The following is a 12,072-nucleotide window of genomic DNA, read 5'->3' on the forward strand; positions in this document are numbered from 1 at the left end:
TCGCATGCAATCGTAACTCGCCGGTTCATTCTACAAAAGGCACGCCATCACCCATAAACGGGCTCTGACTACTTGTAGGCACACGGTTTCAGGATCTCTTTCACTCCCCTTCCGGGGTGCTTTTCACCTTTCCCTCACGGTACTGGTTCACTATCGGTCACTAGGGAGTATTTAGCCTTGGGAGATGGTCCTCCCTGCTTCCGACCGGATTTCACGTGTCCGGCCGTACTCAGGATCCACTCAGGAGGGAACGAAGTTTCAACTACAGGGCTGTTACCTTCTATGGCTGGCCTTTCCAGACCGCTTCATCTACCCCGTTCCTTTGTAACTCCATGTTGAGTGTCCTACAACCCCGAAAGGCAAGCCTTTCGGTTTGGGCTGTTCCCGTTTCGCTCGCCGCTACTCAGGGAATCGCGTTTGCTTTCTCTTCCTCCGGGTACTTAGATGTTTCAGTTCCCCGGGTATGCCTTCAATACCCTATGTATTCAGGTAAAGATGCTGCCCCATTACGGGCAACGGGTTTCCCCATTCGGAAATCTCCGGATCAAAGCTTACTTACAGCTCCCCGAAGCATATCGGTGTTAGTACCGTCCTTCATCGGCTCCTAGTGCCAAGGCATTCACCGTGCGCCCTTTCTAACTTAACCTAAATGGTTTAAAACCTAAAATGGCGATTACTCGGTTTTACTTGGTTTCTTCTATACGATTATCCAGTTTTCAAAGAACGATTTTGGTGGAGCTTAGCGGGATCGAACCGCTGACCTCCTGCGTGCAAAGCAGGCGCTCTCCCAGCTGAGCTAAAGCCCCGTTATGAAAATATAAAATGGTGGGCCTAAATGGACTCGAACCATCGACCTCACGCTTATCAGGCGTGCGCTCTAACCAGCTGAGCTATAGGCCCACATTTAAACTATTGAGGATTGGTCCCTCAAAACTAAACAAACAAAACAGAGGTCAACGTCTTATCAGTCCGTAAGGACTGCATATTCCTTAGAAAGGAGGTGATCCAGCCGCACCTTCCGATACGGCTACCTTGTTACGACTTCACCCCAATCATCTGTCCCACCTTAGGCGGCTGGCTCCTTACGGTTACCCCACCGACTTCGGGTGTTACAAACTCTCGTGGTGTGACGGGCGGTGTGTACAAGGCCCGGGAACGTATTCACCGCGGCATGCTGATCCGCGATTACTAGCGATTCCGGCTTCATGCAGGCGAGTTGCAGCCTGCAATCCGAACTGAGAATGGTTTTATGGGATTGGCTTCACCTCGCGGCTTCGCTGCCCTTTGTACCATCCATTGTAGCACGTGTGTAGCCCAGGTCATAAGGGGCATGATGATTTGACGTCATCCCCACCTTCCTCCGGTTTGTCACCGGCAGTCAGATTAGAGTGCCCAACTGAATGCTGGCAACTAATCTCAAGGGTTGCGCTCGTTGCGGGACTTAACCCAACATCTCACGACACGAGCTGACGACAACCATGCACCACCTGTCACTCTGTCCCCCGAAGGGGAAATTCCTATCTCTAGGAGTGTCAGAGGATGTCAAGACCTGGTAAGGTTCTTCGCGTTGCTTCGAATTAAACCACATGCTCCACCGCTTGTGCGGGCCCCCGTCAATTCCTTTGAGTTTCAGCCTTGCGGCCGTACTCCCCAGGCGGAGTGCTTAATGCGTTAGCTGCAGCACTAAAGGGCGGAAACCCTCTAACACTTAGCACTCATCGTTTACGGCGTGGACTACCAGGGTATCTAATCCTGTTTGCTCCCCACGCTTTCGCGCCTCAGCGTCAGTTACAGACCAGAAAGCCGCCTTCGCCACTGGTGTTCCTCCACATCTCTACGCATTTCACCGCTACACGTGGAATTCCGCTTTCCTCTTCTGCACTCAAGTCCCCCAGTTTCCAATGACCCTCCACGGTTGAGCCGTGGGCTTTCACATCAGACTTAAAGGACCGCCTGCGCGCGCTTTACGCCCAATAATTCCGGACAACGCTTGCCACCTACGTATTACCGCGGCTGCTGGCACGTAGTTAGCCGTGGCTTTCTGGTTAGGTACCGTCAAGGTACCGGCAGTTACTCCGATACTTGTTCTTCCCTAACAACAGAGCTTTACGACCCGAAGGCCTTCATCGCTCACGCGGCGTTGCTCCATCAGACTTTCGTCCATTGTGGAAGATTCCCTACTGCTGCCTCCCGTAGGAGTCTGGGCCGTGTCTCAGTCCCAGTGTGGCCGATCACCCTCTCAGGTCGGCTACGCATCGTCGCCTTGGTGAGCCGTTACCTCACCAACTAGCTAATGCGCCGCGGGCCCATCTGTAAGTGTCAGCTAAAAACCGACTTTCAGCCTTTCCTCATGTGAGGAAAGAAATTATCCGGTATTAGCATCGGTTTCCCGATGTTATCCCAGTCTTACAGGTAGGTTGCCCACGTGTTACTCACCCGTCTGCCGCTAACCAAAAGGTGCAAGCACCTTAAGATTCGCTCGACTTGCATGTATTAGGCACGCCGCCAGCGTTCGTCCTGAGCCAGGATCAAACTCTCCAAGAAAGTTGATATAGCTCATAAAAGTTAAAACGTTGGCTTCGTTTCAAAAGAAACGAATGTTTATTGTTGACGTATTCGTTTGTTTAGTTTTCAAAGATCAATCTATCCATCGCAACCAGCGACTATACTAATATAACATTTCTACGTTGTTGTTGTCAACAACAATAGTTTGTTTAGCTGCCGTCCTTGTGACGACCTTTAATATATTACATGATATCCCTAATATCGTCAATACTTTTTTAAAAAAATAAAACCGCCGATTTAACAGCGGTCTTTATAAGACCCAATGCTGAATGGCGGCTAGGGCAAATACACCTGGAATTCCTAGAAATCCAGAAAGGACAGATGTAAACAAATTAATGGGAACATGAATGCCATATCTGTTTCCCACCGTATTTAAAAAGAATAATAATAAAGCCCCTATAACAATTTTTATTGCAGCCTGCCCAATAAACCTTAAGGGCTTAAAAGGAGCACCCGTGATTAATAACAAAAGAACTAACCCGCCTAAAACAGCAATGACAAGTACAGGTTCCAATAAACGATCCTCCTTCAAAGACGACTTTTATTAAAACCTATGTACAAGCCAGGACAAATAGACCAAAAAAGATGACTCCTGACAGCTTTCCTTGTGCTTAGAGTCATCTCTTTGTCGCATACTTGGTTTATTGGTTTACCTTCGCAAATTAACCTTCCGATATTTTGCTTCCTTTAACAGAAGAATATATTTTGCTTCGGCTATTTTTGTCTGGCAAATCACATCTTCAGAGGGATCGAGGCTTTTTTCCAGCAGGCTCTTTTCCTGTTGCCACTTTTCTTTATAATGGTTTAACTGTGATAATACCTTTTCATCAAATTCGTTACGCAGCCGTCCCTTGCGCCGAAAAAACATGGCCATCCCCCCGGCAAAAATTAATTTCTTATAATTCCCTTCGGCCTTCCAATGCCTTTGATAAGGTTACTTCATCGGCATATTCCAAATCTCCGCCTACGGGCAACCCGTGGGCAATCCGTGTTGTTTTAATGCCTGATGGCTTGAGCAAACGGGAGATGTACATCGCAGTAGCTTCCCCTTCAATGTTGGGATTTGTTGCTAGAATTACCTCTTGAACAGTTTCATCCTGCAGTCGTTTTAATAATCCAGGGATATTAATATCCTCCGGGCCGATTCCATCCATAGGAGAGATTGCCCCGTGGAGAACATGGTAAAGGCCGTTGTATTCCTTCATTTTTTCCATTGCTATCACATCTTTAGGATCTTGTACTACACATATTATGCTCTTATCACGCCGCATATCTTCACAAATATAACAAGGATCCTGATCCGTTATATGCCCGCAGACGGAACAATAGGTAAGTTTACGTTTAGCATCAATTAACGCCTTAGCAAAATCGAGGACAGTATCCTCTTTCATGCTTAAGACAAAAAAAGCCAGACGGGAGGCGGTCTTTGGTCCAATTCCTGGCAGCTTCATAAAACTGTCAATCAGCTTTGATATAGGTTCAGGATAATGCATGTTCGATTATTTCCTCTCTAAACAAGCAAGGGTGCCTTGACTCTAGCGCTATACACCTAAAGTCCCCAGACACCCCGCTAGTCATTTATTAGAATGGCAAGTTCATTCCCTTTGTAAATTGGCCCATTGTATTATTTGTCAGTTCATCTGCCTTCTTTAAGGCATCATTGACAGCTGCCAATACAAGGTCCTGCAGCATTTCAACATCATCTGGGTCAACCGCTTCGGGTTTGATTTGCACATCAACGATTTCCTTATGGCCGGTAACCACCACCGTCACCATACCACCCCCGGCTGTTCCCTCGACTTTCTCTTGGCCCAGTTGTTCTTGTGCCTCCTGCATTTGCTTCTGCATTTTTTGCATCTGCTTCATCATGCCTTGCATATTGCCCATATTACCCATTCCCATTCCACCGCGTTTCATTCCATTACCTCCAATTAGATTTCGTACTTTAACATATACAGTAATCAATCAATGATTTCCACAAATTCTTCCCCAAATAATTTTTTTGCTTCCATAATATGGGGTTCTTCTTCTTGTCCCTGGATCGGCCCTTCTTCCAACTCGCCATGGTGGCTGTTTAAGAAGTCTTCCCTAATGGATGACCACTGGTCTTCAGGAACACCTAACAGTGTAAGCCTTCTGCCTGTCAGTTTAAGGAGGGAGGCGGAGACTGCTTCGAGAAAATCATGTTTGTCCATCGCCATTTGGCAATGAATTTCATGTTTGAATTTTAATATAAATGCATTGTCCGAAGCGGCAACCGGTTCTGCTTCATTAATCAAGGCAGCATGGGATTTCAAGAGTCCCGTGCGCATTTCTCCCCAATTTGCTTTTATGATATTCAAGTCACCTTTGGTTGCATGCTTCAATACCTCATTTATTTTGCCTGTAGCCGGCTGGAAAGTCCGTTTTGATGGCCGTTGGGCTGCCCTTTGCTGTTGTGGGGCCGGTTCATGCCCGGGGCCTGAAACACCAGTTTCCTTCAGGTGGTGGAGTTCCGCTTCAAGCATCTCAATCCGGGATAACAGTTGCTCCGTCTGTCCCGGCGAGACCTGCTGCGCTTCCGCTTTTTGTTCCATCTGACACACCTTCACAATGGCTACCTCAAGGAAAATCCTCGGGTGGTTCGTCCAGCGCATTTCCTGTTGCGTTTTATTGAGCATATCGATCAAATCATAGATATGCCCGGCAGGTGTTGATTCTGCCAAATTTCGAAAATCATCATCAAGCATGACACGCTCAAGGGATTCCTCCAGATTCGGTGCTGTTTTATACAGGAGCATGTCACGGTAATATAATATTAAATCCTCAATAAACCGCGATGGGTCTTTTCCGTGATATAACAGCTCATGCAAGGATTCCAAACCGCTGGCAACGTCTTTCTCCCGAAAAGCAACAGCGATTGTATTTAAAAAGCCTTGAGAGACTGACCCAGTAACCGTTAATGCATCCTCCAGGGTCACCTGGTCCTGGCTGTAAGAAATCGCCTGATCGAGTAAACTTAAGGCATCACGCATTCCGCCCTCTGCTGCCCTGGCGATCATCTGCAAAGCAGACTCGTCGCAAGCAATTCCTGACTCTTCCACGATTAGCTTCATCCGATTGACAATCGATCCTGCTGTGATTCGCCTAAAATCAAACCTCTGACATCGGGAGATAATCGTTAACGGAATTTTGTGGGGCTCGGTTGTTGCCAAAATAAAAATAACATGCTTAGGCGGTTCTTCCAAAGTTTTTAACAGGGCATTGAAAGCACTAATCGACAGCATATGCACTTCATCGATAATGTACACCTTATAGTTGACGGATGTCGGGGCAAATTTTACTTTATCCAGTACATCCCGCATTTCTTCCACCCGTGAGTTGGATGCGGCGTCAAATTCCAATACATCCGAAATTGTCCCATCGGTAATACCCCGGCACGCCGCGCACTCGTTGCACGGCTCGGCTGTCGGAGCATGCTCACAGTTAATCGCCTTTGCCAGTATTTTAGCCGCGCTTGTTTTCCCTGTTCCCCGTGGACCGGAAAATAGATAAGCATGAGAAATCTTCTGCTGAAGCAGAGCATTCTGCAATGTCTTGGTGACATGTTCCTGTCCTACTACATCCATAAATGTTTGAGGCCGCCAAACACGGTATAATGCTTGATAAGACACGCGACACCGCTCCCTTCATTCTTTCTCATCTAATCCATTATAGCCCAACTATTTTCTAGATTTCAAAGCGTATCCTCTATGTTTATAAAAAAACTCATCCCTAAGCAAGAGATGAGTTTTATTATTCGATATGTACTGCCGTGCACCTTCCTTCGACTGACGCCCATAAGCGTTACTTAAGCAGTTAGCTCGGCCCAGGCACCCCTGCGGCACATGAGAGAGTCCACTTAATGCTGCTTCCTTCCGGACCTGACATGGTTCATGGATTCCCATTGCGCAGGACCCAGGCGTCAACACCACTTACTTAAGGCAGACCCTACAGGCCATCAGCCTCAGGAAGGGATTCAGTCCCGCTAGAGCGGATTGCGGGTACAGGGCACCGCTACCTCCCCACCTAGCACGGCAAAGTTGTGTTTCACGCGTCGTATCTGACGCCTTTTAAGTATACAAACAATCCATAAAAAAAGCAATTGTTATTGATTGTAAATTACTGTAAATCGTTCATAGCCTGTTCGTTGCGCAACTTCTTTTCCTGTTTCTTTCGTTGCCTTAGCTTTTGAAAAAAGTCCGACAGCATTTGGCCGCATGCTTCTTCCAACACCCCTTTTACAACCATGCATTGATGGTTAAACCGGGGTTCGTCAAGGAGATTCATCAGCGTCCCCGCGCAGCCGCCCTTAGGGTCTGACGCACCGTACACGACCCGCTCCACACGGGATAACATAATCGCGCCAGCACACATCGGGCATGGTTCAAGGGTGACATAAAGCGTGGTGTTCTCCAGCCTCCAAGACCCCATTTCTCTACAGGCCCCTTCAATGGCAAGAAGTTCCGCATGGGCAAGCGAATTTTGCTCAGTTTCCCGTAAGTTATGGGCTCTGGCAATAATTTTTCCATCATGGACAATCACAGCCCCAATTGGTACTTCATTTATTTCCTCAGCCTTTTTTGCTTCCTTTATTGCTTCCCTCATAAAAAGTTCATCCAAGTCATTCATCCCAATTGGCCCCTTCAAACCGCGCTTCTTTTAATTGTCCAGCTCCAGCGCCCTAATGCCTAGTGTCCTTCACTCTCCACAGGAAAGCATCGCAACATCCACATCGCACGAACAAAAAGCGATAGCTTTTTGGAGGAGGCCTGTCGAGCGCTGACCATGGCGCTTCCGCTTCTTTAAATTATTCTCATTATATCATGATTTATAACTGTGGCTCATAGAATGGTTGTAGCGCCAGTTTGCTAAGGAGGGATGAGAATGCAAATCCATGTCGTTAGACAAGGCGATACCGTGACAACCATTGCGAGAGCCTACCAAACCACCGTTAATGATATCGTGGAAGCGAATGACCTTCCAAATCCCAATAACCTGGTCGTTGGACAATCAATGGTGATCCCCATTGTAGGCCGGTTCCACTTCGTACAGCCCGGCGAGTCTTTAACCTCTATTGGGAGAAGGTATGGCATTTCTGCTCAAGAGCTTGCCAGAGTCAACGGTATTCCAGCCAATCAACAGCTTCAGGCCGGATTACGCCTGTATATTCCCCAAGGGACCAAACGGAATGCGGAGTTTAATGGATATGTAGAACCGCGCGGCACGACGGTTGCCCCGGCACTTGAACAGAGCGCACGTGAGGCCGCGCCATATTTGACTTATTTAGCCCCGTTTAGTTTTCAGGTGGGCCGCGACGGCACCTTAAAGGCTCCGTTGCTTAACAACTTTCCTGCTATCGCCAGAGCCAACCGAAATGTATTAATGATGGTCATCAGCAATCAGGAGAATGACCAATTCAGCGATGAGCTGGGACGGATATTACTGACCAATATGGAAATTCAAGACCGTTTCCTAAACAACATCGTTACCACCGCAAACCGGTATGGATTCCGCGATATTCACTTTGACTTTGAGTACCTTCGCCCAGCCGACCGCGAGGCTTACAACAACTTTTTAAGAAAAGCGAAACAAAAGTTTTCCCAGCAAGGCTGGTTTATATCAACCGCTCTTGCACCAAAAACAAGCGCCACGCAAAAAGGCAGATGGTATGAGGCCCATGATTACCGGGCCCACGGTCAAATTGTCGATTTTGTTGTCATCATGACGTATGAATGGGGCTACAGCGGCGGCCCTGCGATGGCTGTTTCCCCGATTGATCAGGTAAAAAAGGTTTTGGATTATGCGGTGACCGAAATCCCCTCCAACAAAATTTTGATGGGCCAAAATTTGTACGGCTATGATTGGACTCTGCCGTTTGTCCAGGGAACGGTGGCGAGGGCAGTCAGTCCGCAGCAGGCGATTCAACTAGCGGCCCAGCATAATGTGCCGATTGAATATAATACACGCGCCCAAGCCCCATTCTTCAGGTATCGGGCGGAGGACGGAAAGCAGCACGAGGTTTGGTTTGAGGATGCCCGTTCGATTCAGGCTAAGTTTGACCTGATTAAATCAATGAATCTCCGGGGGATGAGTTATTGGAAACTGGGCCTCGCCTTCCCGCAAAACTGGCTGTTGATCGTCGAAAACTTTAACGTCACCAAAAGATAAATAGGAGGATTTATTTAACTGCCGGGCGCCCGGCAGTTTTTTCATATATTAAATTTTCCATATCCCTTCCTGCCATAGATTATGATAAAATAACATTTGTGTCTTATAAAAATTTGTCGCATTCTGAGGAATTTTGTAAAAAATAAGAAGAAAAATGTCTCTCAGAAGATCGGCTTATTATAGAATGTACAGGCAGTTGGAGAAGGAGGAGCATCACATGGGGGAGACACCCTTTATTACCGTTGAAGGGCCGATTGGTGTGGGGAAAACATCTCTTGCAAAAGCCATTTCAGAACGGTTTCAATTCGCTCTTTTAAAAGAGATTGTCGATGAAAATCCATTCTTGGGGAAATTTTACGAAAATATCGAGGAGTGGAGTTTTCAGACAGAAATGTTTTTTCTCTGCAATCGCTTCAAGCAATTAGGGGATATCAACACCCATTACTTGAGCCAAAACAAAGCGGTTGTCGCTGATTATCATATTTTTAAAAATTTGATTTTTGCCCAAAGGACATTAAATGCGGCTGAGTACAAAAAATATTATAAAATCTATCAGATTTTAACAGAGGATATGCCGAAGCCGAATGTCATTATCTATTTAAATGCCAGTCTGGATACATTGCTAAACCGCATCCAGCTGCGCGGCCGGGAAATCGAAAAAAATATTAGTCCGCTTTATTTGGAGCAGCTTTCACTCGATTATGAACAAGCTCTCTCTATTTTTGAAAAAGAGCATCCGGACATTCCAGTTCTCCGCTTTAATGGTGATGAGTTGGATTTCGTCAAAAGTGAACAAGATTTGGACCATATTATCGAAAGACTATCATCAGCGCTTAAAGCAAGCAGCTGGACCAATATATTATAGAACTGGGGGATGTTTGTGAGTATCGTTATCGGTGGTATGATTGGCCTTGGGAAAACAAGCGTGGCTGATTTGTTAAAAGGCCACTTTCAACAAAAGGGAATGGACAGTAAGGTGTTTTATGAGTCGGTCGATGACAATCCGATTTTGCCGCTATATTATGAACTGACACCGGAAGAATTGGATGCCAAACGGATTCCATTCCTGTTGCAGCTGTTCTTTTTAAACAAACGGTTTAAAACGGTTAAGGACTGCGTTAACTGGAAAAACCCCATTTACACCATTCAGGATCGCTCCATTTACGAAGATTGGTACTTTGCTTATGTGAATAAGAACTTGGGCCGGATTTCCGAACTGGAATTTAAGATTTATGAAGACCTCGTAGATAATATGTTGGAAGAATTAAATGAACTTCCCAAAAAAGCTCCAGATTTAATGGTCTATTTAAAAGGCTCCTTTGAAACAGTAATCGACAGGATTATGTCGCGCGGACGCAGCTTCGAAATCAACCCAGAACTGAAGGAATATTACTTTGAAGTTTGGAAGGGCTATGATGAGTGGGTAACCAGCCATTATAATGCCAGTGAAGTGCTGGTCATCGATATGGACCATACCGATGTGGTTCAAAATCCTCACGATGCCAAGCGTGTTTGCCGTGAGGTTGAGGAAAAACTGAATGAAATCCTGTTCATTTCGAAAGCACATATTGGGTAATGGCCAATATGTGCTTTTCTATTCTTAGAAAAAAAAACCGCTGCAGAATCCTCTGCAACGGTTTTTTATCTCCAGTTTTTATGCGCGTGTTTAATGAATTGATGGCGGAGGAAGAGGGATTCGAACCCCCGCGCGGTGTAACCCGCCTGTCGGTTTTCAAGACCGATCCCTTCAGCCGGACTTGGGTATTCCTCCGTACAACAAATGATAATTTACCATATCTTTTTTATAATGTCAACATGGATATCGAATGGACGGGACTGTCCATTTTTGGACAGCCCCAATGCCGATTAATTCGGCTTAATAACCTCACGATTGCCCATATATGGACGAAGTACCTTTGGAATCACGACACTGCCGTCTTCCTGCTGGTAATTTTCCAAAATAGCAGCGACCGTGCGGCCTACCGCAAGGCCAGAACCGTTTAGTGTATGAACATGTTCCGGCTTGGCTTTCGGGTCGCGGCGGAAACGGATGTTTGCCCGTCTTGCCTGGAACGCCTCAAAGTTACTGCAAGAAGAAATCTCACGGTATATGCCATAGCTTGGAATCCAAACTTCAATGTCATACTTTTTCGCGGCTGTAAAGCCAAGGTCACCCGTGCACATGCTTAAAACACGGTACGGAAGCTCAAGCAGCTGAAGCACACGCTCGGCATCATGGGTTAATTTTTCAAGCTCCGCATAGGAGTCTTCAGGCTTAACAAATTTCACAAGCTCGACTTTATTGAACTGATGCTGGCGGATTAAGCCCCTTGTGTCACGGCCAGCCGATCCCGCTTCGGAACGGAAACATGCGCTGTAGGCCGCAAAGCGGATAGGCAGGTTCTCACCGCTTAAGATTTCGTCGCGGTAATAGTTGGTGACAGGCACCTCTGCTGTCGGAATCAAGAAATAATCTTCGCTTTCAATTAAAAAGGCATCCTCCTCAAACTTTGGCAACTGGCCTGTTCCTGTCATGCTGGCCCGATTGACCATGTATGGCGGAAGAATCTCGGTATAGCCATGCTCATCCACATGCAAATCGAGCATGAAGCTCATCAACGCACGCTCGAGGCGGGCCCCGAGGCCTTTGTAAAAGACAAACCGGCTTCCGGTAACTTTTCCGGCACGTTCAAAATCAAGAATTCCCAGCTGGTCAGCAATGTCCCAGTGCGGCTTTGCTTCAAAGCCAAACTCAGGAACCTCGCCCCATTTTCTAATCTCCACATTTTCTTCTTCAGTATCCCCAACCGGAACACTTTCATGCGGGATATTTGGAATGCTGAGCAATAATAGTTCGAGTGTCTCTTCTACCTCTCTTAGCTCCCCATCTAGCTTTTTGATCTGATCGCCGACTTCGCGCATTTCCAGTATGAGCTGTTCTGCATCTTGTTTCTCACGTTTCAATGCAGCCACTTGCTGGGTGACTTCATTTCTTTTTTTCTTCAGGTTTTCTGATTCGACAATCAGCTCCCGGCGTTTGACATCCAATTCTTCAAACCGGCCGAAATCAGTTAAATCTTCGCCGCGATGCTGCAGTTTTTCTTTAACTTCTTCAAAATTAGCCCTTAGATACTTTAGATCCAACATTTGAGACACTCCTGTTCTTTTTCAAAATAGACTGTGTAAAAACTTGGCATTTGATTTCTGCTCCGGGCACAAGCGGTTCGCGGGCGTTACGGGGAGCCTCCTCGGTGCTGAAGACCTGCGGGGTCTCCCCTGTTCCGTACTCCCGCAGGAGTCTTCGTGCCTTCCACTCCC

10 protein-coding genes, 3 tRNA genes, 2 rRNA genes and 1 other RNA gene (1 of these 16 only partly in view) are annotated in these 12,072 nt (G+C 46.7%); 3 read left to right on the plus strand and 13 right to left on the minus strand.

Annotated features, from left to right (window positions below):
* The 11 genes from ACY8D0_RS08065 to tadA all read right to left on the minus strand — a co-directional run.
* Nucleotides 1-646 (minus strand): 23S ribosomal RNA (locus ACY8D0_RS08065); it reaches 2,292 nt to the left of the window's first position.
* 84 nt (nt 647-730) lie between these two features.
* Nucleotides 731-806 (minus strand) — tRNA-Ala (locus ACY8D0_RS08070).
* 17 nt (nt 807-823) lie between these two features.
* Nucleotides 824-900 (minus strand) — tRNA-Ile (locus ACY8D0_RS08075).
* 93 nt (nt 901-993) lie between these two features.
* Nucleotides 994-2,544: ribosomal RNA gene (locus ACY8D0_RS08080) — 16S ribosomal RNA — on the minus strand.
* The 16S and 23S rRNA genes sit together here with 2 tRNA genes alongside, the layout of an rRNA operon.
* Nucleotides 2,545-2,815: 271 nt before the next feature.
* Entirely contained in the window at nt 2,816-3,079 is a 264-nt protein-coding gene (locus ACY8D0_RS08085; protein WP_462410017.1) for a pro-sigmaK processing inhibitor BofA family protein, read from the minus strand.
* A gap of 135 nt (nt 3,080-3,214) precedes the next feature.
* Nucleotides 3,215-3,433 carry a YaaL family protein gene (locus ACY8D0_RS08090; RefSeq protein ID WP_462410018.1) on the minus strand — a complete coding sequence of 73 codons (219 nt, stop codon included), beginning with the start codon at nt 3,431-3,433 and terminating at the stop codon, nt 3,215-3,217.
* Between the two features lie 28 nt (nt 3,434-3,461).
* The gene (recR, locus tag ACY8D0_RS08095) at nt 3,462-4,058 is read right to left on the minus strand and encodes a recombination mediator RecR (protein ID WP_462410019.1); all 597 of its coding nucleotides are present in this window, start codon (nt 4,056-4,058) and stop codon (nt 3,462-3,464) included.
* A gap of 88 nt (nt 4,059-4,146) precedes the next feature.
* Nucleotides 4,147-4,461 carry a YbaB/EbfC family nucleoid-associated protein gene (locus ACY8D0_RS08100; RefSeq protein ID WP_462411323.1) on the minus strand — a complete coding sequence of 105 codons (315 nt, stop codon included), beginning with the start codon at nt 4,459-4,461 and terminating at the stop codon, nt 4,147-4,149.
* Between the two features lie 65 nt (nt 4,462-4,526).
* Nucleotides 4,527-6,218, minus strand: a complete 1,692-nt coding sequence (gene dnaX, locus ACY8D0_RS08105) for a DNA polymerase III subunit gamma/tau (RefSeq protein ID WP_462410020.1) — start codon at nt 6,216-6,218, stop codon at nt 4,527-4,529.
* Nucleotides 6,219-6,356: 138 nt separating this feature from the next.
* Nucleotides 6,357-6,621, minus strand: an RNA gene (ffs, locus tag ACY8D0_RS08110) — signal recognition particle sRNA large type.
* Between the two features lie 84 nt (nt 6,622-6,705).
* Entirely contained in the window at nt 6,706-7,215 is a 510-nt protein-coding gene (gene tadA / locus ACY8D0_RS08115; protein ID WP_462410021.1) for a tRNA adenosine(34) deaminase TadA, read from the minus strand.
* 255 nt (nt 7,216-7,470) lie between these two features.
* Between tadA and ACY8D0_RS08120 the strand changes: the two genes are divergently transcribed.
* The 3 genes from ACY8D0_RS08120 to ACY8D0_RS08130 all read left to right on the plus strand — a co-directional run bounded on the left by ACY8D0_RS08120 (nt 7,471) and on the right by ACY8D0_RS08130 (nt 10,330).
* Nucleotides 7,471-8,754, plus strand: coding sequence for a glycoside hydrolase family 18 protein (locus ACY8D0_RS08120; protein ID WP_462410022.1), 1,284 nt, complete (start codon nt 7,471-7,473; stop codon nt 8,752-8,754).
* Between the two features lie 217 nt (nt 8,755-8,971).
* Nucleotides 8,972-9,619 (plus strand): deoxynucleoside kinase, encoded by a 648-nt coding sequence (locus ACY8D0_RS08125; protein WP_462410023.1) that lies wholly within the window; start codon nt 8,972-8,974, stop codon nt 9,617-9,619.
* A 15-nt stretch (nt 9,620-9,634) separates the two neighbouring features.
* Entirely contained in the window at nt 9,635-10,330 is a 696-nt protein-coding gene (locus tag ACY8D0_RS08130) for a deoxynucleoside kinase (protein ID WP_462410024.1), read from the plus strand.
* A 102-nt stretch (nt 10,331-10,432) separates the two neighbouring features.
* Here ACY8D0_RS08130 and ACY8D0_RS08135 read toward each other — a convergent pair.
* Together ACY8D0_RS08135 and serS are read right to left on the minus strand one after the other, a co-directional pair.
* A tRNA-Ser gene (locus ACY8D0_RS08135) sits at nt 10,433-10,525 on the minus strand.
* A gap of 95 nt (nt 10,526-10,620) precedes the next feature.
* Nucleotides 10,621-11,901: a serine--tRNA ligase gene (gene serS, locus ACY8D0_RS08140; protein ID WP_462410025.1), complete on the minus strand. Its 1,281-nt coding sequence runs from the start codon at nt 11,899-11,901 to the stop codon at nt 10,621-10,623.
* Nucleotides 11,902-12,072: the final 171 nt, after the last annotated feature.

Source organism: Neobacillus camarae (genome assembly GCF_054950115.1).